19 protein-coding genes are annotated in these 26112 nt (G+C 48.4%); 5 read left to right on the top strand and 14 right to left on the bottom strand.

Going from position 1 to position 26112, the window contains the following annotated elements; genetic code table 11:
* Positions 1-142 precede the first annotated feature (142 nt).
* Entirely contained in the window at positions 143-3517 is a 3375-nt protein-coding gene (gene dnaE, locus AYR61_RS11800; protein WP_065903122.1) for a DNA polymerase III subunit alpha, read from the bottom strand.
* Positions 3518-3631: 114 nt separating this feature from the next.
* Between dnaE and AYR61_RS11795 the strand changes: the two genes are divergently transcribed.
* Positions 3632-3832 (top strand): DUF2929 family protein, encoded by a 201-nt coding sequence (locus tag AYR61_RS11795; protein ID WP_054711740.1) that lies wholly within the window; start codon positions 3632-3634, stop codon positions 3830-3832.
* Positions 3833-4227: 395 nt separating this feature from the next.
* On the opposite strand, the gene AYR61_RS11790 is transcribed toward AYR61_RS11795, so the two are convergent.
* From AYR61_RS11790 to dnaG, 7 genes are all read right to left on the bottom strand, one after another.
* Positions 4228-4590 (bottom strand): isochorismatase family protein, encoded by a 363-nt coding sequence (locus AYR61_RS11790; RefSeq protein ID WP_263850093.1) that lies wholly within the window; start codon positions 4588-4590, stop codon positions 4228-4230.
* Between the two features lie 219 nt (positions 4591-4809).
* On the bottom strand, positions 4810-7437 hold the full coding sequence (clpB, locus tag AYR61_RS11785) for an ATP-dependent chaperone ClpB (RefSeq protein ID WP_065903121.1): 2628 nt from the start codon (positions 7435-7437) through the stop codon (positions 4810-4812).
* Between the two features lie 206 nt (positions 7438-7643).
* Positions 7644-8876, bottom strand: a complete 1233-nt coding sequence (gene pepT, locus AYR61_RS11780; RefSeq protein WP_054711737.1) for a peptidase T — start codon at positions 8874-8876, stop codon at positions 7644-7646.
* 82 nt (positions 8877-8958) lie between these two features.
* On the bottom strand, positions 8959-10071 hold the full coding sequence (locus AYR61_RS11775; protein ID WP_065903119.1) for a Nif3-like dinuclear metal center hexameric protein: 1113 nt from the start codon (positions 10069-10071) through the stop codon (positions 8959-8961).
* Positions 10061-10765 carry a tRNA (adenine(22)-N(1))-methyltransferase gene (locus tag AYR61_RS11770; RefSeq protein ID WP_065903117.1) on the bottom strand — a complete coding sequence of 235 codons (705 nt, stop codon included), beginning with the start codon at positions 10763-10765 and terminating at the stop codon, positions 10061-10063. Before AYR61_RS11770 ends, AYR61_RS11775 begins: the two co-directional genes overlap by 11 nt.
* Positions 10766-11363: 598 nt before the next feature.
* A complete protein-coding gene (rpoD, locus tag AYR61_RS11765; protein ID WP_054711732.1) occupies positions 11364-12488 on the bottom strand; it encodes an RNA polymerase sigma factor RpoD in 1125 nt (374 codons plus the stop codon).
* A gap of 12 nt (positions 12489-12500) precedes the next feature.
* A complete protein-coding gene (gene dnaG, locus AYR61_RS11760; protein ID WP_065903115.1) occupies positions 12501-14378 on the bottom strand; it encodes a DNA primase in 1878 nt (625 codons plus the stop codon).
* Positions 14379-14762: 384 nt separating this feature from the next.
* Between dnaG and AYR61_RS11755 the strand changes: the two genes are divergently transcribed.
* Complete coding sequence (locus AYR61_RS11755; protein ID WP_054711728.1) at positions 14763-15080, top strand: hypothetical protein; 318 nt, start codon at positions 14763-14765, stop codon at positions 15078-15080.
* 42 nt (positions 15081-15122) lie between these two features.
* On the opposite strand, the gene AYR61_RS11750 is transcribed toward AYR61_RS11755, so the two are convergent.
* Entirely contained in the window at positions 15123-15620 is a 498-nt protein-coding gene (locus tag AYR61_RS11750; RefSeq protein WP_056987950.1) for a lactoylglutathione lyase family protein, read from the bottom strand.
* Between the two features lie 143 nt (positions 15621-15763).
* Here AYR61_RS11750 and AYR61_RS11745 point away from each other — a divergent pair, with 143 nt between their 5' ends.
* Positions 15764-16138, top strand: coding sequence for a winged helix-turn-helix transcriptional regulator (locus AYR61_RS11745; protein ID WP_065903113.1), 375 nt, complete (start codon positions 15764-15766; stop codon positions 16136-16138).
* Positions 16139-16170: 32 nt separating this feature from the next.
* On the opposite strand, the gene AYR61_RS11740 is transcribed toward AYR61_RS11745, so the two are convergent.
* The 3 genes from AYR61_RS11740 to glyQ all read right to left on the bottom strand — a co-directional run bounded on the left by AYR61_RS11740 (position 16171) and on the right by glyQ (position 20417).
* On the bottom strand, positions 16171-16899 hold the full coding sequence (locus AYR61_RS11740) for a TVP38/TMEM64 family protein (protein WP_065903111.1): 729 nt from the start codon (positions 16897-16899) through the stop codon (positions 16171-16173).
* Positions 16900-17418: 519 nt separating this feature from the next.
* Entirely contained in the window at positions 17419-19491 is a 2073-nt protein-coding gene (gene glyS, locus AYR61_RS11735; RefSeq protein ID WP_065903109.1) for a glycine--tRNA ligase subunit beta, read from the bottom strand.
* Positions 19491-20417 carry a glycine--tRNA ligase subunit alpha gene (gene glyQ, locus AYR61_RS11730; protein WP_065903108.1) on the bottom strand — a complete coding sequence of 309 codons (927 nt, stop codon included), beginning with the start codon at positions 20415-20417 and terminating at the stop codon, positions 19491-19493. The genes glyS and glyQ overlap by 1 nt, the downstream gene beginning before the upstream one ends.
* A gap of 772 nt (positions 20418-21189) precedes the next feature.
* Between glyQ and AYR61_RS11725 the strand changes: the two genes are divergently transcribed.
* Complete coding sequence (locus AYR61_RS11725) at positions 21190-21648, top strand: MarR family winged helix-turn-helix transcriptional regulator (protein WP_065903107.1); 459 nt, start codon at positions 21190-21192, stop codon at positions 21646-21648.
* A gap of 55 nt (positions 21649-21703) precedes the next feature.
* Positions 21704-23122, top strand: a complete 1419-nt coding sequence (locus tag AYR61_RS11720; RefSeq protein ID WP_225356483.1) for a DHA2 family efflux MFS transporter permease subunit — start codon at positions 21704-21706, stop codon at positions 23120-23122.
* Positions 23123-23209: 87 nt separating this feature from the next.
* Here AYR61_RS11720 and AYR61_RS11715 read toward each other — a convergent pair whose 3' ends face one another.
* Complete coding sequence (locus AYR61_RS11715) at positions 23210-23983, bottom strand: alpha/beta hydrolase (protein ID WP_065903106.1); 774 nt, start codon at positions 23981-23983, stop codon at positions 23210-23212.
* Between the two features lie 302 nt (positions 23984-24285).
* Positions 24286-25668, bottom strand: a complete 1383-nt coding sequence (ltrA, locus tag AYR61_RS11710) for a group II intron reverse transcriptase/maturase (RefSeq protein ID WP_065900954.1) — start codon at positions 25666-25668, stop codon at positions 24286-24288.
* Positions 25669-26112: the final 444 nt, after the last annotated feature.

The following is a 26112-nucleotide window of genomic DNA, read 5'->3' as shown; positions in this document are numbered from 1 at the left end:
ATGCAAGCCCAGTACAATTTGGATTCCGAAAGTTATTCTAACACTTTTCAAAATTATTGTCTGCGTCTAATTTCGGATTTGAGACGAATCTGAAAGTTAAAACGTTTTCATTGCGATTAACTTACGTTTCTTATTTAATAAATTAGTTTTTTCTTTGAAACACCACGTTTTGTTCACCCAATAACAAGACGAGCTCATGCTGCAACTGTTCATCCGCAACTGGCCAGTATTGTTTAGCCAAAACGCGTTTGCTGTCGTCCTTCAACCGGTACAAAATAACCGGCACGTCCCCAGTATGGTCACTTAACAGCGCAAACAACTTGGTCGTGGCCGCTGGCGTGTCGTGCTCCTGATCAAGGCGCAAGAACCACCGTGGCGCCGGCGGTAATTCACCACTGTTCTGCTGTGCTGACGGCTGCAGCTGGTCAGCCGCCGTCATGTTGTTGGCAACCACCTGCAGCCCGCCGCGGTTGGTCTCAGTTTTACCGCTGACAAAAACGACCTGCTCTTTTTCCAACCAGGTACTAACGCGGCGGTACAGGTTGGGAAAAACAGTTAAACTGATCTCGCCAGTCAGGTCAGAACCGGTCACAAAGGCCATCTGGTCACCGCGCTTGGTTCGAATCGTGCGCACCTTGGTGACGTAGACCAACAGATTTACCTGTTGATCGGCAGCCAAGTCGCCAATTGAAACTGTGTGGCGCGATATTGCCAGGTCGTGGTACTGCTCAACTGGATGGCCAGATAAATAAGCCCCCAGATACTCGTTTTCTTTTTCGAGTTTTTCGCTAAGGGACAGATCTGGCTGGCGTTGGATCTTCGGTGCCAGTGCTTCGAACAGCTCCAAGTTATCCCCGCTTAATTCGACGCTGCTTAAAAATTCCGGCAGACTCGCAATCATTTCTGCCCGGTTATTACCGAACTGGTCAAAGGCACCGGCGTAGATCAAGCCTTCGATCAGGTCCGCCTTCAGCCATTTTTTATCCAGGCGCACTAGGAACTGATGCAGGGATTTAAACGGTCCCTGCTGCTGACGTTCGTCAAGGATTGCTTGCAGAAAATCGCGCCGCATGCCCTTGATTGAAGACAGTCCAAACCGAATGCCATCCTTCGTCAGTCTAAAGTAAGCCGCACTGGCATTAATATCGGGTGGCAGAATGGTCACCTGATGGCGCTTTGCTTCCATTAAGTAAAGTTTAGTCTTCGCCGTATTATTTAAGACCGAGTTTAAGAGCGACGCAAAGAATGCGCCGGGGAAATGGACCTTAAGGTAAGCCAGTTCAAACGCCATCTTACTATAAGCGACCGCGTGGGAACGGTTAAACCCGTAGTTGGCAAATCGGTCGATATAGTTATACGTCTGTTCAGCAGCTGCCTGGGGGTACCCCTTCGCGGCGGCACCCTCAAGGAACTTCTTTTGCATCGCGTCCATGGTGGCCTTTTTCTTCTTACTCATCGCGCGTCGCAGTAAATCGGCTTGCCCCAGCGTAAACCCACCCATAACAGACGCCACCTGCATGACCTGTTCTTGGTACACAAGAATGCCATAGGTTGGTGCTAGGATCGGTTTCAAAGAGTCATCCGGATACGTGACCGGTTCCTGGTTGAAACGCCGCTTAATAAAGTGGTCGATATTTTCCATTGGCCCTGGCCGATACAGCGCGTTCACCGCGGCAATCAGCTCAAAGGAGTCTGGTTTTAACCGTCGTAACACATTTTTGATCCCGGCAGATTCAAATTGGAAAACACCGTTCGTGTCGCCATTTTGAAATAACTGTAAGGTCGCTTGGTCATTGAGGTTGACCTGACTGATCTGGAGCGGCTTGCCGTACTGTTTTTGAATCATACCCAGGGCAGCAGCCATGATCGACAGGTTCCGGAGCCCCAGAAAATCCATTTTGAGTAGCCCGACCTGTTCAACGTAGTCTTTGGTGTACTGCGTCATCAACATGGTCTCCGAGCCGTTTTGAACTGGCACAATGTTGGTCAGCGGCTGGTCACTGAGGACGACCCCAGCAGCGTGGGTGGAGTAATGTCGCGGCAGCCCTTCCAGCTTTTCGGCTGTTTCAAACAACAACTTATTGAGACTGGCATCCGCCACAAGATTCTGCAGCGGCTGCGATTGTTTATACGCTTCCTTTAACGAAATGTGCAGGAGATTTGGAATCGTCGCGCTCCATTCACTGAGCTCATAGGGGCGCAACTCAAAGACCCGACCCACGTCACGAATCGCCTGCTTGGTCGCTAGCGTCCCAAACGTGATGATCTGCCCAACCCGTTCGTGGCCGTACTGGTCATGGACATACTGCAACACTTCCTCACGCCGGTTATCCGGAATATCCAGATCGATATCCGGCATCTGAGCCCGTTCCTCATTCAAAAATCGTTCAAACAACAAATTATACAAAATCGGGTCCACATCCGTGATACCCAAACTATACGCCACCAGAGAGCCCGCAGCAGACCCCCGGCCGGGACCAGTTGTGATGCCCGCCTTTTTTGTAAACTGCATGACATCCCAAACAATTAGAAAATAGTCATCAAAGCCCATCCGGTCGATCACGTCAAGTTCGTGATTCAGTCGGTCCCAGTACGGATCAGCATCCGTGATCTGATTCGTTGTCAGCCGCTGTTTTAACCCCGTTTCACACTGGGTGCGCAAATAGGTTTTAGATGGTGTTTGATCTGGCGTTTTAAACTGTGGGAGTTGCGGATGTTGAAATTTCAATTGCACCTGACAAGTAGCGGCAACCTGCGCAGTCATTTCTGCCGCCGATTGTAGACCCACTTCTTGGTACTCCTGGTCAAACGTCGCTGCTGGTTTTAACCAGTACTGACCCGTTTTTTGTTGGGCCTCGGCTAAATTACTGATGGTCGTGCCATCCTTAATGGCTTCCAACACACTCACCACAAACCGGTCGTCCGCATTCAGATACTGCACCGTGGGCAACGCCACTTGCGGTGTCCGCAGATCGGCAGCCGTTTTGCTGAGCAATTGGCGGTACGTAGCCGACTGTTGGGCACTCACCCCAAGCAACACACTATTGTCATCCGTGGCTGACTTAAGGGTCGTCAGGTAGTCACTGACCGCCTGCTGATTGCCCTGATTGAGCCAGTAGGCCGTTTCCCCATTGGTGGGTGTCACTACCATTAAGTGTGTCATGTAGGGTTTTATATCCGCCAGGGTCAACGTCTGATCACCCGTCAGTCGCTGGTGCAGCGACGACAACATCATCAGATGCTGGTAACCCGTTAGATCCTTAGCCAAAAAAATCAGCGGAAACTGCTGGTCACTGGCCAGAATGCCTTCCAGAGTCAATGTCAGCCCGATAATTGGCTGAATCCCCGCCTGCTGACACGCCTGATAAAATTCAACGGTGCCATACATCACGTTGTTTTCGGTGAGCGCTAGTGCCTTGTAGCCGCGTTCAACCGCCGTAGTGACTAATGTTTTGAGCTCAATTGTACTTTGAAGCAGACTGTAGCTGCTGATAACGTGTAACGGCACAAAGCCCATTTTTAACCACCCTTTCTTCTCCAATCAGTATACCAAACATTCGTTTGCTCGTCATTTTCCAATTGCTTTTTTAAGCGATTGTGCTAAACTTTTATTGATTGAGAGGTGTCTTTCATGAAAACTTTAGAAGCAAACTTAGTTGTCATCTTTTGGTCAGTCATCTTCGGTGAAGTCTTAGGCTACATCGGTGGTGCATTGGAAATTATGACCTACAACACGATGCAGATCGGTATCGTCGCTGCCATTGCCGGTATCATTATCGTCAACGGTGTGAAGTTACTGGGTCTTTCCGATACCAAAGCAGAAGCTAAATAACCCTTAACCTGTAAGTTAAAGGTGCACATCGACCGCCAGTCTGAGACTGGCGGTCTTTTTGTGGAGTAGAGCGTGGAAGAAAACGGTTTGAGGGCGGCGCGTAAGTGACTCTGGCAGAAATGCCTGGGTTTGGGCATTTTTGCCAGAGTCGCTTACGCAGTAGCCCTCAGTTTTCTGGAACGCGTTCCAGCTATATAACAGAAAAAGAAGTAAAGTCCGGGTTTAACTTTCCTGTCTGAGCAGGCTTGTACGCAACCTTTCTCCCCATCTGTAACGCGTTTCAGCTACATAACAGAGAAAGATGAAAAATCTGAACTTTTATATCAGAGTAAGTTAATGAACAACCTTTTACCCTTGGCTGCTCAACAACACCTCCGAAGCACCTCCACGATTCCCTACTCATCAACATAAGTTAAAAACCGATCTCGCCAAATACGGGCATAGTGCGTCAGCAACGTCCCTTCCGGAATCAGTGGCTGAGCCTTTGCCACCATCGAAACTGCCCCAGGGACCATCCAGATCCGGTAGCCGTGATCAAAGCCGGCCTTAATCGTGGCATCAACACAAAATGGCACTTCAGCCCCGCAAATTTCAATATCTGAAATCGTCAGCTCGTCAAGTATTGCGGCAAGATCAGTCTTGTAAAAAGAATCCGCATGCGTTTTTCGCACCCGGTGATCAGTTGACGACACATGCAATTTCGCCACTAACTGCCAAGGCGTCGATTGATACGGCATCTCTGGTGCCTCATGTTGCACCAAAATAACGGTTTGGTGCTATTCATGGTACCAGTCTAAACGCCGGTTAATGGTTGCGCGTGTTTGCTGTTCTTGATAGCGTGGCCGAACACCACGTTGCATATCGATGACGACCAAAGTCCGTTTTCCCATGGTGTCTCCTTTTTAAACATCGTTTCCATCATCATATCACAAAAAAGGCTGCGTTCTCCTGAACGCAGCCTTTTTCCTAATACCATGTTAGTCAGTTGTCTCCGTGGCTGCTGGCGCGTGACTGGTGACAGTAAATGCCAACCCATCATTTGCCTCATTCAGTCCAATTTCAACCGTGGACTGGGCTTTAATCTCGCCGCCAATGATCTGCTTAGCAAGTGGCGTTTCCACCAAATTCGTCACGGTGCGTTGCAGTGGCCGCGCACCGAACGCAGGCAAGTACCCGCGTTGACCAAGCCAGCGGGTGGCCTCATCCGTAATCGTCAGCGTGATATCCTGTTCCTGCAACCGGTCAGACAGTTGGGTAATCAGTTTATCAACGATTAAATCAATGTCAGCTAACGACAATGGCTTAAACATGATGGTGTCATCAATCCGGTTTAAAAATTCCGGTTTAAATGACCGTTGCAGTAACGTCGCCACCTGTTTCTTCGCGTCGTCTGAGATCACACCGTTGCTGTCGGTACCTTCCAACAAAATGTCAGAACCCAGGTTCGAGGTCATGATCAACAGGGTGTTCTTAAAGTTGATCGTCCGCCCCTGACTATCCGTCAACCGACCGTCATCCAGGACCTGCAGTAAAATGTTAAACACGTCTGGATGGGCCTTTTCAATTTCATCAAAGAGCACAATGGTATACGGGTGGCGCCGAACCGCTTCGGTCAGCTGGCCACCCTCCTCATACCCAATGTAGCCGGGGGCTGCCCCAACCAGTCGGGAAACGGATTCCTTTTCCATGTACTCGCTCATGTCGATCCGAACCATTTGTTCTTCGGAGTCAAACAGGTTTTCGGCTAACGCCTTGGCAAGCTCCGTTTTCCCGACCCCGGTTGGGCCAAGGAACAGAAATGAACCAAGCGGCTTGCTGGGGTCCTGTAACCCGGCACGTGACCGCAGGACCGCATCCGAAACGGCTTGAACAGCTTCGTCTTGGCCAATAACCCGTTCGTGTAAGTTATCCGCCAAATGCAGCAATTTTTCTCGTTCGGTAGCCACAAGTTTATTCACTGGGATCCCCGTCATTTTAGCAACAACTTCAGCAATTTCTTGTTCCGTAACGGATTCGCTGACCAGCCATTCGCCAGAGTGGTCCTTTTGCTCCATGGTGTTTAATTCCTTCTTTAATTCGGGAATCGTCCCGTGCTGCAACACAGCCGCCTTGTCTAAGTCATACTGCGCTTCAGCATCCGCCAGATCACGGTTGGCCTTATCCAGCTCATTCTTCTTGGCGCTCAAGGCACCAAGCGCCTGTTTTTCATCCTGCCAGCGGGCGTTCAGGTTATCGACCTTTTCCTTCACGTTGGCGAGTTCTTTTTGCACGTCGGTCAATTGTTTCTGCGAGTTGTCATCAGTTTCCTGCTTTAACGCGGCTTCCTCAACCTGCAGGCGCATCATTTGCCGGCGGGATTGGTCCAGTTCCGTTGGCGCCGAGTTCATTGCCACCCGAATTGATGCGGATGCTTCGTCGACAAGATCCAGTGCCTTATCCGGCAAGAACCGGCCCGTAATGTACCGGTCAGAGAGTTTGGCTGCTGCAACCAGCGCGTTGTCGTGAATTTTGACGCCGTGGTGGATTTCGAACCGTTCGCGCAGACCCCGTAAAATGGTAATGGTGTCTTCGACGCTAGGTTCATTGACCTGGACCTTTTGGAACCGGCGTTCAAGGGCCCGGTCTTTTTCCATGTATTGCCGGTATTCATCAAGCGTCGTAGCACCGATCAAATGCAGTTCACCACGGGCCAGCATGGGTTTCAACAAATTTCCAGCATCCATGCTGCCTTCGGTCTTGCCAGCGCCCACGATGTTATGGATCTCATCGATGAACATGATGATCTGACCCTCACTCTTTTTCACTTCGTTTAAAACGGCTTTCAAGCGTTCCTCAAACTCGCCGCGATACTTGGCACCAGCGATCAATGACCCCATATCCAGTGAGAAGATCGACTTATCCTTGAGGTTTTCGGGCACGTCACCGCGGGCGATCCGTTGCGCAAGGCCCTCCACGATGGCCGTTTTCCCGACACCAGGTTCACCGATCAGGACCGGGTTATTCTTCGTCTTTCGCGACAAGATCTGCGTGACTGACAGGATCTCATCGTCCCGTCCGATAACAGGGTCGCGTTCACCCTTGCGCATTGCGGCAACTAATTCAACGCCGTATTTTTCAAGAGCTTTGTAGTTTTCTTCCTGATTCTTTGACGTCACCCGCTCGCCTCCCCGAATGTCAGCAACCTTGTTCTTCACCTGTTGTAACGTGATGCCCTTCTGTTGTAAATAGTCGGCCAACCGGCTGCCATCCAGTTGAATGACCGCGATGACCAGGGTATCTGTCGCAACGTAGTCGTCACCAAGTTCCTTGCGCACGTCGTCGGCTTTTTGTAACAGGCGGTACATGTCTGGTGACAGATTTTGGCCGTACTGAACGCCGCTGCCGGACACGCTGCTGATCGAGTCGATCTCGTGATCAAGTTCCTTATCCAGTTCGGTTAAGTCCAGTCCCAAATCACTAAAAATTTGACGGTCTAGTTCACCTGGCTGGGTCAGAAATTTAAAGAGGTGTGAGACGCCAATGTTTTGCTGCTGCCGGGTCACGGCAATTTTTTGGGCTTCAGAAATTGCATCCGTCACCGATTGGGTCAAGATGTCTGGGTTCATATTGTCATCATCCTTTATTAGTTTTTAAAGTGTCATTATTAGAATTTATTGTGTTTTGTGAACAATTGGTATCATATCATAAATTCTAAGTGAAGCGATAATAGTTTGACTTTTTTTGACCTTTAATAATAAATTCTTTCAAAATCTTAAAAAAAAGAGCGCCTTCGATCAACGAGTTGTCGGTCAAAAGCCCCCTTTTCAAACTGTTATTCAGCGTTGAGTTCGATCATCTTTAAAATGACATCCACCGCCTGAGCCATCACCTGCTCGGACACGTACTCAAACCGGCCATGCATATTTTCGCCACCCGCAAACAAGTTTGGTGTCGGTAACCCCATAAAGGAGATCTTGGAGCCATCAGTTCCGCCCCGAACTGGCGCAATGTCTGGTTCAATATCGAGGTCTTCCATGGCGTTTTTGGCCAGTTCCACCACACTCATGTCCTTTTCAATGACTTCGCGCATGTTGTAATACTGGTCTTTAAGGGTCACCGTAACCGTCCCGTCGCCGTACTTAGCGTTCAACTGATCCGCAATGCTTTGGAACAGCTGTTTACGATTTTCAAACCGGGCACGGTCGTGATCGCGGATGATGTAGCCCATATCGGCACTATCCACGTCTCCAGTCAGCTTATAAATATGATAAAACCCTTCACGACCCTCAGTCGTTTCCGGCCGGTCGTGGACTGGCAGAGCGGCGTGGAAGTCCATGGCCAGTTGCAGGGCGTTCACCATAACGCCCTTGGCACTCCCGGGGTGCACGTTCGTCCCCGTGATGTGCAACCGGCCGTCAGCCGCGTTAAAGGTCTCGTATTCCAACTGTCCGAGCGGCCCACCGTCAACGGTGTAGGCCCAGTCAGCGCCAAAGTCAGCCACGTCAAACTTGTCAGCGCCGGTACCGATTTCTTCATCAGGGCCGAAGCCGGCCTGAATCGTCCCATGCTTGATTTCTGGGTGCTGTAAAAGATAGCTCATCGCCGTAATAATTTCAGCAACGCCAGACTTATCGTCCGACCCCAGCAGCGTGCTGCCATCGGTTGTGATCAGTGTATAGCCCTGATACCCTTTAAGACTTGGAAAGACGGCTGGATCCAGCTTGTATTCACCCGCGTCATCAAGTGGAATCACTGAGTGGCCATCGTAGTTTTCAACGATTTTGGGTGTCACATTTTTCGCGTTGAAGTCCGCCGTGTCAACGTGTGAAATAAAGCCCAGTGTCTTGACTGGCTTATCCAGATTACTTGGCAGCGTCGCAAACAAGTAGCCGCTCTGCTGATTGATGTGCACATTGTCCAAGCCGATACCCGTCAGTTCTTCAGCCAGCTGGTTTAAAAACGCAACCTGGGACTGGGTTGACGGGATCGTGTCGCTGGTCTCATCAGACCGGGTCTCAATTTGCACATACTTCAAAAAACGTGGAATTAATGTTTCGTAGGTCATTTCATACCACTCCTTTTTCACAAGTCGTTAATCGTTCAACGATTTTTTTGGGCAATTCATCTCAATTTCAACAACACGATGGCTAAATAAACGTAAACGGATCCGTGTTCAGCTGTGAGACACTGATCTCAAAGTCCCACCGGTTTTCTATCCGCCACTTACCAAATAATTCGGCTAATTTCGGTTTACAAATACTTTCGATATGGTGGCCCGGATCAACTACTGGGAAGTTTGCTGCCAGCATATCATGTCCCGTGTGATAATACACGTCACCCGTCACGTAAATGTCTGCGCCCTTTGACTGGGCAAGCTTGAAGAACTTGCCACCATCGCCGCCAAGGACGGCCACGCGTTGAACGGGTTTGTCCAAGTCGCGCGCAACCAACCGTAATCCTGGTACCTGAAAGACCGTTTTACAGTAGTCTGCGAATTCCCGAACAGTCATTGATTGGGCTAACGTCCCGATCCGTCCCATTGAATATTGGTGCCCACCGTTTTTTAACGGCAGCACTTCTAAGGCAGGGTGACCACCCGGATAGACTTCACTTACCGCTTGGGTGATTTTAGCCAGTTGGTTACCCTGAACCCGTGCTTGAATACTGAGTTCATCCACGTGGTTACGCTCACCAACGGGGCCAAGTTCTGGATCCGCGCCTTCTAGCGGCGTGTACCAGGTCGTCCCGTTCCATTCAAAACTGGCACCCGCATACCGGTCTAAATCACCGGCACCGGCACCAACCATGGCTAGCCGCACCGCGTCAGCATACATGGGTTGAACACGTACCGTCAGCATGTACTGAGGATCCACGACACCGTCCCACAAACCGGTGGTATCGCTGAGTTTCAACGCATCTGCCAACCAGTCATTCATCCCGCCATCAGCACTATCCAAATTGGTATGCGCTGAATACACCGTGATGTGGTGTGACAAAATATCTGCATACATCTGATTTTGCGGGTCACTGAGATCTAAATTCTTCGCTGGTCGAAACATGACCGGATGGTGTGAAAAAATCAGGTCTGCCCCGATTTCAATGGCTTCTTGGACCACTTCAGGCCGCACATCCAGTGTCACTAAAACGTGGTGAAATTCTGCGTCCAATGACCCCAGCTGAAGACCCACTGGATCTTTTGGCTCCGCAATCGCTTTCGGCGCGAATTGTTCAAACCGGTCAATGAGTTCTTTAACCTTCATTTAAAATGACCTCCTGAATTTGATTTCGTTGGGCGATAAAGGCATCGATTTTCGCCTGTGGTGCCTGTTGGGCGTGCTGCATCGTTGCAATAACATCATCCAGTCGGGCCTGTTCTTTACGCCATTTATCCTGTAAAACCGGGGATTTTTCCTGTAACAGAAACGGCCCAAATTTTAACTGTGTCGGATTAAACGTTGTCGGTGTGTCAACTGGATCAGCGACGATAATTTCGTAAATGTGGCCATCCTCCGCTAAGATGCGTTCCGCAATGATGCCGTAGTCGTGGTTCTGTAACCACTGACGGACGTTATCTTCGCCAACGTTAGGCTGCAGGATCAACCGTTCTTCATGACGCAAACGGTCCACCCCTGCGTCCAAAATCTGGGTAATCAATGTCCCGCCCATGCCAGCAATGGTGATCGTATCGATCTGGTCTTCCGGTTTAATGGCAGCCAAGCCATCAGCTAAGTGCGCCATAATAACGTTTTCCAGGCCTTCTTTTTCAATTTCACTCACCGCGTTTTCATATGGTCCGCGGACAACTTCACCGGCCACCGCCTTAGTGAGCAGCCCCTGTTTGGCTAAATGAACCGGCAGATACGCGTGATCCGACCCAATATCGGCCAGCCGCGCGCCAGGTTGCACAAAATCCGCGACGGTCTGCAGGCGCAGTGATAGATGCGATGCATTCATATATTTAAACGACTCCTCTGTTTTAGTTTACCCTTTAATTATAGGACATGAACGCTGTGTTCGGCTACTGTTAAACTAGAAATTTCACCTGTTAAGATGAGTGGTTAATTGTCGCTCCGTTACGCCGGTCGGCCCTGCAGGCTGTAGTGGGTCGCTCTGGGGAGCTAGTGAATGTCTTTCAGAAATTCAAGGATCTCCTCCGTCTCCCGTGTTTGTAGGCGAGGAAAGAACCCTCGCCAACAAACACCGACACCACAGCCTGCAATGCCGACCAGCTCCACTGCGCTACATTGTTAGGATTTGCTACAATGAGTTATCCATCAACATAGTCAATCAAAGAAATCTAACTCATCAAATTAATTGCCATAATTTGAACAAGTATCATCGCAAGCATTGCTGACAATGGCCGTTTAAGCAGTCGAGGGCGGATTCATTGCAAACTATCTTTAACTGCATTTCAACGTTTAGCAACTGTTACTTATATGCACCTTGTGAGTGGAATGGAGTGCCAAATCGCGCAATGCAACGGACTCCCAGAGCAAAAAAAAACCACAACCCATAACAGGTCGTGGTTCTCGTATCAGTTAAATTCAGTTGGCTACTCCAAGAAATCCTTCAGTTGCTTTGAACGTGATGGGTGACGGAGCTTGCGTAATGCTTTGGCTTCGATTTGGCGAATCCGTTCACGGGTAACGTCGAAGACCTTGCCGACTTCTTCCAAAGTGCGGGTCCGGCCGTCGTCCAGCCCAAACCGCAACCGCAGCACGTTTTCTTCACGATCAGTCAGGGTGTCGAGAACACTTTCCAACTGTTCCTTCAGTAATTCGTAAGCCGCGTGATCAGCAGGACTAGTGGCATCATCGTCTTCGATGAAGTCACCTAGATGAGAATCGTCCTCTTCACCAATAGGGGTTTCCAATGAAACAGGTTCTTGCGCGATCTTTAAGATCTCCCGAACCTTTTCCGTTGGCATGTCCATTTCAGCCCCAATTTCTTCAGGCGTCGGTTCACGACCTAAGTCTTGCAGGAGCTGACGTTGGATTCGGATCAGTTTATTGATGGTTTCAACCATGTGGACTGGGATCCGAATGGTCCGAGCTTGGTCAGCGATGGCACGTGTGATGGCCTGACGAATCCACCATGTGGCGTAGGTTGAGAACTTGAACCCTTTGCGGTAATCAAACTTCTCAACGGCTTTCATCAGTCCCATGTTTCCTTCTTGGATCAGATCCAAGAACTGCATCCCACGACCAACGTACCGCTTAGCGATGGAAACCACCAACCGTAAGTTGGCTTCAGCCAATTCTTGCTTGGCTTCTTCATCACCCTGTTCGATCCGCAAGGCTAAGGCAACTTCTTCGTCAGCCGTTAACAGCTTAACCCGACCGATTTCCTTCAGGTACATCCGAACCGGGTCATTGATCTTGACGCCGGATGGGGCGGAGGTATCCTTTAATTCAGTTTTTGTGACTTTTTTTGCAGCCTTAACGGCACGTGCATCTGGGTCACCGTTAGCGTCAACGACACTGATCCCAGCGTCCTCAACCTTTTCTAACAGCTCGTCCATCTTCTTAGCGTTTAAGCTAAATGGGGAAGCTACTTTGTCGGACAGTACATCGTAAGTGATAGAACCGTCTTTTTTATAGGTCTTGATCAAGTCCTTAACAGCCTTGTCAAATCCCTTTTGGTCAAACGTGTTGGTGCTCTTTGTTTCCTTTGCCATGTATAAAGCCCCCTAAGCTCGTTTATTAGACTGCTTTTGCTGCTGTAACTTAATAATTTCAATCACCAGCTGACGCTGACGGTCGGCATCACCCAACCGTTTCGCCTCATTCAATGCTTGCTGGCTTTGTTTTAACCGTTTTTCAAGTGGCGCTTCGTTCATGATCACGCGTAAGTAATCATCAACTTCCTCGTCGGCTGCCTCTTCGTTGATATTGAGCGATTCCAGTTCAATGACCATGTTTTGCAGATGATCATCCGTAATGAGATCAATGAACTGCGCTGGCGCATACGTCTGGTGCGTTTGAAAATACTTCTGCGCCAGCATGTAGATCAATTCATAATCGTCACTGTCAAAACTAAAATTCTCGATCCCAGTGACGCGCAACCAAACGGAATGGTCGTGAAGCATCCGCAGGAGTAATCCACGCTCAGCCTTTTCAGTCCGGTTCAGCGGTGGCGCCTGCTGATACTGCGTGACTTCGGCAGGCGGTTCTTGGTTTTGATAACCAGCTTGCGGGTAATCCCCGCTATACGGTGCTGCAGCCGGTGCCGGACGGGTTGGCTTCGCGGGCTTTGGTTTGATCATCAGCAACTGTTGTTTTAGACTGCCCTTATCCAGCTGGTAATCATTCGCCAACTGGGTCAGGTACACGTCTTGTTCCACTGGTGAGGTCACCGTAGCGAGTAACTTCAACACCTGGTCGATGTAGTCTAGCCGCCCGGCATCCGTATTCACATCGTGTTCCGACTTCAGGTAATGCATGGCAAACGCAATTGGCGTTTCCCTGGCTGACTGCAACGCACTGGCCAATTTTTCCTCGCCATACTTCTTGCGATATTCATCCGGGTCCATTCCCTCAGGCATCTGAATGACACCCAGGTTCAAACTCGAATTATCTCGCAGGATCGTTAGCGCCCGATTGGTTGCCCGTTGCCCAGGCGTATCACCATCGTAACAGACATACACCTGTTTGGTGACCCGCTGCATCGCGTAGATCTGCTCCTCAGTCAGACTGGTTCCCATGGAAGCCACGCCGTTACCGACACCCGACTGGTGCGCCGACATGACATCCATGAACCCTTCAAATAGGATCACAGACCCTTCTTTTCGGATCACGTTGCGCGCCTGGTCAAAGTTGAACAGCACCCGCCGCTTGTTGAAGATGTCCGTTTCCGGACTGTTCAAGTACTTCGGCTGATCATCGACCTTGACTAACAGCCGACCAGAAAACGCGATTGGCTGCCCCGATTCATTCTTGATCGGGTACATCACCCGGTTGAAGAATCGGTCACGCAACTCACCGGACTGGTTTTCAATAAACAGCCCCGTGTGCCGTAACTCTTGGTAATCCACCTTTTGCTGATCAAAATATTGTTTTAGTAACTGCTGATCAGGCGCAAACCCCAACCCAAAATCTTCAATTGTTTTGTCGGTGAGTCCCCGCTGATGCAGGTAATCTAACGCCGGCTGACCGATCTCGGTATTCATTAAGATATGGTGGTAGAGTTTTTGCGCCCCTTCGTGCAGTTGAATCAGATGGTTAGCAGGTGAATCCTGGCGCGCTTGACCTGAAGCGGCCGAGTTCGCCACTGAGTCTGGCAAATCCACGTGGGAAAATTCAGCCACTTTAACAACAGCTTCCTGGAAGCCAATGTTTTCCAGTTCCATAATGAACTTGAACACATTGCCGCCGCGACCGCAGCTAAAGCAGTGAAAGATCTGCTTGTCTTCCGATACCGAAAAAGAAGGCGTCCGCTCTTCATGAAACGGACACAAGCCAAATAAATTTTTACCTGATTTTTGTAACTGAACATACTGACTAATAAAATCCACGATATCGGTGGCATCGCGGACTTGTTCAATCACGGCTTCGGGTATCTTTGCCACTGGCTTAACACCCCTTTCGCAATAGTGCTTAATCGGAAAATCGGACTGTTGGGAAACGCCGTAATTCTCATTACGGCGTAAACAGTCATAATATATGATAGCACATAACATGAAAAAAGCTATCTTTTTGCTCGAAAAATAAGGTACTGCACGAACAACTTTATTTTGCGCTGACAATGGTGACTAAGACTGACTGATTAGGGCTTTATTCGTCCATTTCCAGAATTAAAATTGTACCACGCTCACCTTATTTTACAATCAATAACACTCGCGCAATTCAGGGCTTACGAGCAAACAAACGCTGATTTAATTGCCACTGATTTCATCTTCCTGTTTACATTTCGAACGTTTGTTTGCTAAACTATAATCAGGAAGTGATATGTAATGAATGAAGACGAATTAAAGACCTACTTAACCCAAAACAGCCGGGTGGCCGACCTATTCATGGATAAATGCCTGCCCTACCTGCAGTCACAAAATGAGGAAAAAGCGCCGGCTCGCCGGTTAAATGACACCATGCTGCAACGTGAAGCCGATAAATTATTTGACGAGTTTATCGGAAATATTTACGGTCGCATGACGTCTCAGCTTCCCGGCAGCGCCACCGAAGACCAGTGGATCAGTTACATGGATAATAATGATATGTTGGAAGGCCTTGAGGATTCAATGGGTGAATTGAATTTCGGGTCTGAAGAAGATTAAAAAATGCGACCAGCAAAAGAATTTTTGCTGGTCGCATTTTTTTTAATAAGCACCCGCTGAATACGTTAAATCATAAGCATGCGTATAAATCTCAACCAAGTTGCCAAATGGGTCTTCCATATAAACCATCTTAAACGGCTTTTCACCGGGATAATAAGCCTTGATCGGCATCCGTTGTTTCCCGCCATTAGCAACAATCTTCTTCACTAGCCCCTCAATATCAGGATCCTGCACACCATAGTGGAAAATCCCGGTTTCCCAAAACTTGAAATTGTCATCGGGCTTTTGATTGTCCTTAAATTCAAATAACTCGATGCCGACACCATCACCAGTAGTCATGTGGGCGATCCTATAACTGCCCCATCCTTGGCCGAAGACTTCAGTGGACATCACGCCGATCGCAGAATCGTCCTCGGTGACAGTTGCTGGCGTCATGATGGTATACCACCCCATCACATTGCTGTAAAAATCAACAGCACGTTCGATATCAGGTACCGAAAGTCCGATGTGTGAAAAATTAATTGGGTATTGGTTTGTCATAGTTGATATTCTCCTCTTGTTTTCTATAATAGTGACTAACAACAAGTAAGAGGATAGCAAGCCAGCCGATAAACCACTAGTCCGCACTTTTAGGTAAGGTGGCTTACTTCAAAGTAAGGCTTGCGTCATGAAGGGAGTTTCCAATGGTTGCGCAACCCAAAAAATTTAACGTTGGCGTTGATGTGTCACTAAATGTGATTGCTGGCAAATGGAAACCAGCGATCCTGTGTCTGATCGGTGCGGGGACGAATCGCAACGGGCAACTGTTACAGGCACTACCAAGTCTTTCACAGAAAGTCTTGACTGAACAGTTAAAGCAGCTCATCAACGATGCTATTTTGGAACGCCAGGTTTTCGCTGAAACGCCGCCACACGTTGAATACCATTTCACCGAATACGGCGAGTCGTTAAAAACTATTTTAATGCAGCTTTGCCACTGGGGTGAGGTGCATGCGAATCGCTGTCCTGACAGTATTGTTTTGAATCAGCCGCATCTCCAACCAGAAAAAGAAGCTTAACCAAGCGCATTCCCAATACCGGGAATCCTTGATTAAGCTTCTTTTTCTGCATGTGTTTCCTCGTGCTTGCGTAATTCTTTAACCAATAGGAATAAGATGCCAACCGCCAACACACTGATCAGGGCGATTTTGTAATCACCGCGGTTCAAGAAATCGCCGCCCATCGCGTATAGCAACGCCGTTGGAATCGAGCCGATGCCCATCGCGATCAGAACATCCTTTAGCGGTTGGTGCAGCTTTGATGCCGCGTAATTCACGAAAATCGTTGGCACGATTGGGACTGCGTAACCGATAGTGAGACCAACGACTGGCTTTTTCATTTTCATAATGTTGCGCACCACTCGACCATCATGGTGCTGCGCTGACTTAGACAAGCCAACTTTTCGCAGAATTGAGTATGTGATCAAATTTCCGCAAACGATGCCGACTAAATTAATGCAAAAGCCCCAATAACGGCCATAGATGACCCCAATTAAAATACAGGCCACTGAAATTGGGAAGCCAGGTACCGCCGCCAACATGGCCACCAGTGCGAACACAATCAGCAATGTGATGGGTGAGGTTTGGTGTTGTCGAATGCCCGCCCAAAACTGTTTTTGGACACTTTCATTATAGTGGATCACGTTTTGAATCACCTGCTGAAAATCTTTCGAAAGCGCATAAAGCAGGCCAACGATTATGACGATTCCGACTAGCACACAGGCCGCACAAATGAGGCGGGCTGTCGTTGTTTCCGTTTTTTCGGTGTTTTCTGTTTTCAATTGACCACCTGCTCCCTGAATCGATGCACCGCGGATTTGGTCATCCGCGCAGTAACATATTCCGTTTAGTGTTAATGCGATTGTACCATTTTGAACATGATTGCGGGTAGTTGGTGAATGAAATTGTGGGGTTTGGGTGATTTTCTATGCTAAAACAAGGAATTTAGCCTGCGTTCTTTTACAGCACTTGAGGACGTCCTTCTTCTGCACTCTGTTTTCTCTTTTTGATTTTACTAAAGGCCTTTTTAAATCCCGCACTAATCCTATCTAGCCTAAACGTGCGACACGGGGCAGAGAGCTGCACATAAGCCAACTTCGACACAAATTTCCAAGACCAGAAAATTTCTGTCAAAGTTAACTTATGCTCCGCTCTCTAACCGCCCCTGGTTCTGCACTCTCAAAAAAGCCAGCTCAGGAATATCCTTCCTCAACTGGCTTTGGCGTTTCAATACATTAAGTGGCTTTCATTAATAGCATCTTAATGATAGCACTTTTTAGATTGGACGCCAACTAGTGTGCTTATTTGACGATCAATTGGTTCAGGTCACCTAAACGTAGGATGAGGTCTGCCAGTTGTTTGAGTTGACTCAAACGGTTATTTTTCACATCCTCGTTTTTATCCATGACCATAGTTGCTTCGAAGTATTCGTTGATAACCCCTTGAAGACCGGCTAATGCTTCGTAGTAGGCTGGGATATCCAAGTCGTTTGCCTTGGCAGCCACTGCGTTCACGGCCTCTAAAAGTTTGGGTTCACTGTCGTTATCAAATAGGCTGGCATCCACTGGTTTAACGGTTGATGCATCCGCCTTTTCAGCCAACCGCAAGACCCGGTTCAAGGCTTCAATGGTGCCCTTAAAGTCAGCATCGTTCTGGTGGTCGCTCAAGGTCTTTGCGGCCTCAAAGTTGTCCAGCAGATCCGTGTTTGGTCCAGCAATCACTGCGTCCACGATATCGTGACGGGTCTTTTCGTCCAACAGGGTCACCTTGATTCGATCCTTCAAGAAGGCCATCACAGCATCGATCTGAGCAGCTTGGTCTAAGTCTGGCGCAACGTTAGCGTCAGTTTCAGCCTTAATAGCGGCCTCGATCAAGCTCTGGTCTAGATGCCAGTTCTGTGCGCGGATGATCCGGACGATCCCGGTTGCCTGCCGACGCAGCGCGTATGGGTCATTGGAACCACTTGGCACCATGTCAGCACTGAAAAAGGTCACAATACTGTCGATCTTATCAGCAATGGCTAACACAGCCCCATCCGTTGTAGCAGGCAATGCGCCATCGGCTGAAATTGGCATGTAGTGTTCGCGAACGGCCGTGGCCACGTTGGCATTTTCACCGTTTAACAGAGCGTACTTTTCACCCATGACCCCTTGCAGTTCCGCAAATTCACCGACCATCCCAGTGACAAGGTCGAACTTGTAGATGTGGGCAGCGCGGTCCACGTCAGCTAACTGGGTGTCGTTTAACCCAAGCGCAGTCCCAACTTGCTTCGCAATCACAGCAACCCGCTGCATCTTTTCGTACATGGTCGAGATCTTGTCATGGAAGCTGACGTTCTTCAAGCGTTCAACGTAGTCGGCAACGGTCTGTTTTTGGTCTTCTTCATAGAAGAACATGGCGTCACTCAGACGTGCAGCCAAAACTTTTTCGTTCCCGCTGACCACGTTTTCGATGTGTTCAGCATTCCCGTTCCGCACTGACACGAACTTCGGCAACAGCTTGCCATCTTGGTCGAGCACGTAGAAGAACCGTTGGTGATCACGCATCGATGTGATCAGGACTTCGTCTGGAATGGTCAGATACTTGTCGTCGAAACTGCCACCGAACGCCGTTGGCCATTCAACCAAATTGTTAACTTCTTCCAACAGGTCGGCATCAATGTTGATGGTCCAGTTGTTGTCGGCAGCTAAGCGTTCGATCTGCGTCTTGATCTCTTTCTTACGCTTGTCAGCGTCCGCAATCACAAATTCTGCGGTTAAGGCAGCCTCGTAATCGGTTGCGTTGTTTAACGTGATGTCCTTCCCCAGGAAGCGGTGACCGCGGGTGATCCGATCAGTGTCGACGTCCAGGATCTGGAATGGGATCACCTTATCGTCTAACAGGGCCACCAGCCACTTGATCGGCCGGATGTATTCAAAGTGGTAGGTGCCCCACTTCATCATCGTTGGGAAGGTCATGGACGTCAACACATCCTTCAGGCCAGCCAAAACTTCTTCGACGGGCTGTCCAGCGATGTGTTTTTCAACGTAAACGTATTCGACACCCTTTAATTCTTTAAACGTGATGTCGTCAACGGTAAGTCCCTGACCGCGAGTGAATCCCATGGCAGCCTTTGACCAGTTGCCGTCAGCGTCCTGGGCGATTTTCTTAGCAGGACCCTTAACTTCTTCATTGATATCGGGTTGCTTATCAGCTAAACCGGTAATTTGAAGCGCTAACCGCCGCGGCGTTGAAAACGGCTTGATGTCGTCAAACGCGATGCGCTGTTCCTTCAAATATTTACGGGTTTTTTGAACGAGTTGTTTAATGCTTGGGGTCACCACGTGGGCGGGCATTTCTTCCAAGCCAATTTCAAGTAAAAAGGTACGTGCCATTATTTTTTGTCCTCCCCATCTGCGAGTAATGCTTGACGTTGTTTTTCGTCCTTGATCAGTGGGAAACCAAACTTCTTTCGTTCAGCAACGAAGGCCTTGGCAATGCTGCGGGCCATATTACGGATCCGGGAAAGGTAGCCGGCCCGTTCAGTAACGGAAACGGCACCGCGGGCGTCCAGCAGGTTGAAGGTGTGTGAACACTTCAGCACGTAGTCGTAAGCCGGATGCACCAGACCATTTGCAATCTGTTTCTTAGCTTCGGCTTCGTAGTCGTCGAACATATGCAGCAACATGTCTTGGTTGCTCTTTTCAAAACTATAGGTGGAATGTTCGATTTCGGGTTCCCGGAAAATGTCGCCGTATAACACGTCGTCGCCCCATTCGAGGTCAAACACGTTATCGACGTCTTGAATATAGGAAGCAAGTCGTTCCAACCCATAGGTAATTTCAGACGTCACTGGGTCGACTTCAAGCCCACCGACGATCTGGAAGTAGGTAAATTGTGAGACTTCCATCCCATCAAGCCAAACTTCCCAACCAACACCGGCACAGCCCATTGATGGGTTCGCCCAGTTGTCTTCAACGAAACGAATATCGTGTTCCAATGGGTCAATGCCCAGTTCCTTTAAACTGTTCAGGTAAAGTTCCTGAATGTTTTCAGGTGAAGGCTTCATCACCACTTGGAACTGGTGGTGTTGGTACAACCGGTTAGGGTTTTCAGCGTACCGGCCGTCAGCTGGCCGCCGTGAAGGTTCCACGTAGGCAGCGTTCCATGGTTCGGGGCCGATGGCACGCAAGAAGGTGTAAGGACTCATGGTTCCGGCACCCTTTTCAGTATCGTAGGCCTGCATGAGCATGCAGCCCTGAGCGGACCAATACTGTTGCAGCGTCAAGATAATTTGCTGCATGGTCAATTTCTTGGTCATAAAAATGATTCCTCCTATTAATTGTGATCGGCAGACAGAAAAACGCCCCTACGTAGACTTATAGACCTACATAGGGACGAAGTTTAATTTCGCGGTTCCACCCTACTTCTGGGATGCACCCAGCAGCTTAATTGGTTCAGCTCGAAAAGTGCCAATCGATCAACCTGTCTTCCCGGCTCACACTGTTCCGAAATCGCTGTCACTTAGGTTGACCAACCTTCTTTTGTCATTGCCGATCACTATTCAATTCTGTTCCAATGATAAGCGTGACGGGGGCGGTTGTCAATATGCTGTACAAATGAATTACCGTCAAACGTGTTTACCAAAGGGTCTTTCTACTGTTAGGTGATAATCCGTTGCATTACACAATTTCACTGATATTGAGCTGACTTTTTCAGCTAGTTAAGCATCACATCGGCGTTAAACCGAGTTTGAAGAGAATCCGCGCTCGACTGCTAGTAAGGCTCTTATCCCTATTACTTCTCATAATCTGCTAATTACGGTAACCATCAACTTTACAGGGTTCATAACACCACCTGCGAAAGTGACTATCTATAGATTACTGGGATCCTAGCGTAGTCGCCCCGTTTAATATCGCTAGAGCAACACGCTTACATGACCGAAACGTGCAACGAAGCGACCTGTCAGCACTATGCGATCCAACAAACATTAGAAAGACACTTAACAAACCAAGCAACCAACGCACTAACCAGCCACCTTGACTTTTTAAAAATATGTAGTATGCTACATATTATAAAAAGGAGGCGATCCGATGTCAGACTCATCTTTTCCCAACAGCCTTGGACAACAACTGAAGATTCTAAACATTCTTTTTGAAAAAGAAATGAATAACGGGTTAAAACAGCTTGGTATTTCACTAACAGGCACGCAAACAGCGGTCTTGATGCAGGTAGCAAGCCGAGATCCGCAACAGCTCACGCAAAAAGAAGTGGAAGCCACGTTGCGGTTGAGCCATCCGACCACCCGCGGTATTGTTAAGCGACTGGTAGCCACCGGGTCGATCACAACAATTCCCGACGCGACTGACCGACGACAAATTATTTTGCAGTTAACCACTGCGGGTGCCACCTTTCTAGAAAAAAATTCAGCACAAATAAAAGCGCAAACCGCTCGTTCTGAAACCAAGTTGACCAGTCGATTAACCCTCGATGAAACGCAAACCCTCTCGCAATTAGTGACGAAGATGATTACCAGTTTAGACGAAAATTAGCGCCAGTTGGCGTTTTATTTTTAAATAAATATGTAGCTAGCTACATAAGAAAGGTGTGTTGCTTATACTCACGATCAATTCATCCGCCAAAAAACGCAACTTCATGTTGGCCGTCCTGTTAATTGGCGCCTTTACCATGCTCCTCACCGAAACCTTTTTCAACAATGGCATTCCCACCATTATCAGTGTCTATCACGTGACACAAGCCACTGCCCAGTGGATCAGTACGGGCTACCAACTCGTGGCCGGGCTAATGATCCCACTATCTGCCTGGATGTTTCACAAATTCAATACTAGACACACAGTGATCGTGCTCGCGTCGATCTTCTTGGTTGGCTCGATCATTGGCTTTTTTGCGAATAGTTTTATCCTGCTGCTCCTTGGCCGGCTGATTCAAGCCATCGCAGCTGGGTCAATGATTCCGCTGATTCAAAACGTGGTTTTATTACTCTATCCGCAAAGTAAACGGGGCACGATCATGGGCATTATTGGCTTAGTCGTTGGCTTTGGACCAGCACTTGGTCCAACTGTCGGCGGCTGGATCATTGATAATCTTGGTCTCAAATGGTTATCAGGCGTTTTAATACCACTCGCAATACTCCTTATCATCGCATCCGCCATTTGGGTTCACCCAGTGGTAGCGTCAAAAGAGGTGCATGTCGACTGGTTGTCCATTGTCGAGTCTTCCCTTGGGTTCGGCACCTTGCTCTACGGCTTCTCAGCTATCGGTAACACGGGTAGTCTGACCATTACCAGCGCGTCCTCGCTACTGATCGGTATGTTAATACTTGTTGCCTTTGGTCATCGTCAATTGACGATTAAAAACCCGCCCATCAACTTAACAGTGTTTAAGAATCGGACATTTACCCTCACAACCACCTTAAGCGCGCTAAGTAACGTAGCCTTATTGGGCGTCGAACTGGTCTTACCGCTCTATTTGCAACGTGTCCACGGGCTGTCCGCCTTTCAGTCAGGATTACTACTATTACCGGGTGCGTTGCTTGAAGGATTACTCAGCCCCATTTCAGGAAGGCTGTATGATAAATACGGCATTAAAACCATTTCACTGATAGGCTTCGCTATTGTTGCACTGGGCACATTACCAATGCTGTTTTTCACGCCAACAACAAACCTCGTGATCGTTGCAACCTCCTACGCATTTAGAATCATCGGGATTGCGACGGTCATGATGCCAACATTTACTGAAGGCATCAATGCGTTGTCGCCAAGCCTTAGCGTTCACGGCAACGCTGCGTCTTCCACAGTTCGGCAAATCGCTGGCTCCCTTGGTACCGCTATTTTAATGATGTTAGTCTCATTCGGGACTCAAATTGGTAAGTCTGAACATCTTTCCAGTGTGAGTCAACTAAATCATGGCTACTGGTTCTCATTTCTTATCGCTTTCCTAATGGCAATACTTGGATTCATCCTATCCTTACGACTAAAGTCATCATCTAAAAAAACGACCCTGTAACAAAGAAACGCTTTGCTTCCAGGAAAAAGAGGACTCAACTAACCCCCTAAATTTGGGGTTTAGTTGAGTCCTCTTACAGGTCATCATCTATTCAGTCAAAAAGGCCACAGCCAAATCAGTACTAATCTCCCGAGTCGCCCCTTCAAACGTATGCCCGGCACCATCAACAATATGCAATTCCGAGTTTGCATAGACGTCATCATACTTCCGGGAAGCCTTATTATCTACGATCACATCCGCCGACCCATGAATCAGCGAAACAGGACCTTCAAACTGCTGAGCGACTTCATAAATCGGCATCACTTGCGCTGTGCGTAAATACAGGCCACCAACAGCGAGATTCAAATAGTCCAGCGGTGCGCCCAGTGGCAATTTTTCTGGAATATGGTTTGGGTCGTAGGTGGCGCTTTGCAGCCGACCTTTCAAAGCATCTTCCTTTAGGGTCGCTGCCGGTGCCATCAAGACTAATTTAGTGACCTCGTCATGGTAGAGCCCGGCAACCATGCTGGCGACCACGCCGCCCTGGGAGTGGCCCAGTAGATAGATCTGGTTTACATTTGGCAAATGACGTGCGTAGTTTAAGAACACGCTCGCATCCGCAATCTCACTTGGGACGGTCATTTCGGAAAAGTCGCCGTCACTTTCGCCGTGGCCGTCAAAATCAAACCGAATCGTGGCCACGCCCTTCGCTGTTAACTTTTCACTCAGTTCGTACAACATGTCCTCGTGCGCCTTACCCTTATCACCTGTAAACCCGTGCATGATGAGTGCTAAATCATAGTCTGTCGCATTTTCCGGGGTGTTCAGTACCCCTCGTAAAGTTAAGTTAGCGCGTTGAACTGTAATGTTTTCTGATTTCATTTTATGATCGTCCTTTTTGAGTTTAAATTTTAGAGTGGTTGCTCTAATTGCTGTTCATCATAGTCACTGTTGAATGGGAAGTCAACAGTTTTAGAGTGAATGCTCTAAAATTAATATTAGAACAGCTTATAGTGCCTTTTATCTAAGGACAGATAGGTCTAAAATGAATATCAACTTTTTAAAAAATTCCGTTTAAAAGTGAGCGATTCCGCAACCCAATCGAGTAGGAGGTAATTGATTAATTCAATTACCGACCTCTCACACCACCGTACGTACGGTTCCGTATACGGCGGTTCAATAATTTAAGCACTTTGTATTGACTGGAGTGTCTTGCTCATATTGATGAGTCCAAGGCGTTCCAGTCTTTTGTTTGTCAGAGTATAGGTCAATGTCTTGCTATGCGCAGTTCGCCAATAACCCTTACGGGTATTGGCCATTGTATAAGCACTGGTGCCAGAAAGCCCCAGTTTTACAAGATGATTGACCTTTGTTTTGAGCTTCTTCCACTGTTTCCAAATATACTGGCGAATCCTTGCTCGCAACCATTCGTCTAAGTGACGGATAAAATTGGTCATTTTCCCGACCGAATAGTACTGTAACCACCCACGCATCTTTTGATGAATCTCGTTAAACACCAGGTTTAACGAAACGCCCCGATTGCGCTTGGTCATTTTCCTGAGTGCAGACTTGATGCGTTGCTTGGCCTGCCAAGCAGGTCGCGCATACGCACCTCCTCGACCAACCCCCAAGGAAAATCCCAGGAACTTGGCCCGCAGAGGCGAACTTACTGATGTCTTGTCCTCATTGACGGTGACCTTTAGGTCGCCTTCAAGAAAGCGAGTAACATTAGTCAGAACCCGTTCTCCAGCACGTTTGCTTCGGACATAAATATTACAATCGTCCGCATAGCGGACAAACTTATGACCTCTGGAAGTTAACAGCTTATCCAGTTCGTTGAGATAAATGTTAGCCAAAAGTGGCGATAAGGGGCCACCTTGAGGGGTGCCTTTATCACTTCGTTCAAATAGACCACCATTCATGACACCGCTGGTTAGGAAGCGACGAATGAGATGCAGTATCCATGGATCCGTAATATACTGCTCAATAAATTTAATAAGCAGATCGTGGTTGACCGTATCGAAGTATGCTTTTAAATCGAGATCCACGACATAGTGATAGCCCTGATTGTAGAACTGAACCACTCTATCAATGGCATCTTTAGCACTTCGATTCGGTCGGAACCCAAAACTATTATCTGAGAAGACACGCTCAAATGTTGGCACCATGACTTGCGCCATGGCTTGTTGAACAAGTCGGTCAATCACAGTTGGTATTCCGAGCTTGCGTTTACCACCATTAGGTTTTGGAATTTCAACCCGCTTAACGGGACGAGGCCGATAGGTCTCGTTTTGTAAAGCTTGCAGTAATTCCTGTTTATGTTTCCTCAAGTAGGGCAACAGTTCGTCAACGGTCATTCCGTCTAGTCCTGCTGCACCTTTGTTTCTGCAGACGCGAAGATAAGCCTCGTTCAGGTTATTTCGGTCTAAGACTAACTCTTGAAACTTAGTGCCGTTCATCATCGTATTTTCACCAGAGTCAGTGCTACGCACCCCGACTTGTTCTTGGGCTTCCAGTCCTACTGTCCGCCGGCGGTCAGCTTTTTCTGTATTCTGCGGTTGTTGCACTGTCTCCACCTCCAATATCAATGATGACCTATTATTGTTCAGCCCTTCGTGGCAGATACCACTACTATGGCCTCGGCTGACTCCTGTATCGTTCTGCACCACATCACTGCGATGTTTGTTCCTGTGGCGCTTAGCGCGCCTCTTGTCGGGAACGTACGATACAGGCCTCCCCGGGTAAGAACGCCCACTTTCGTACCATGTCATTGCCAGCTTTACTGCGATGGCCTCGAGTAGTATTGGACTTTGGTTTGTTTGGCAACCTCGTCCGACCAACACAGCCTTATAGCTGATTCTTGTACATCAATGCGGTACTTTGTCGCCGACTTCCTTCAGATTCCACCTCACGATGGACACCCTTGTCATTGACTTGCGGTTCCGACTACTACGGCCCGCAACGGACTTTCACCGTCTAGTTGGCGCCCATGCCGGGCGCACCAAAAAAAG

The organism is Secundilactobacillus paracollinoides (assembly GCF_001702155.1).
GTDB classification, from domain to species: domain Bacteria; phylum Bacillota; class Bacilli; order Lactobacillales; family Lactobacillaceae; genus Secundilactobacillus; species Secundilactobacillus paracollinoides.
The sequence above is the reverse complement of the archived record's forward strand: the minus strand, read 5'-3'. Positions and strand labels throughout refer to the sequence as shown.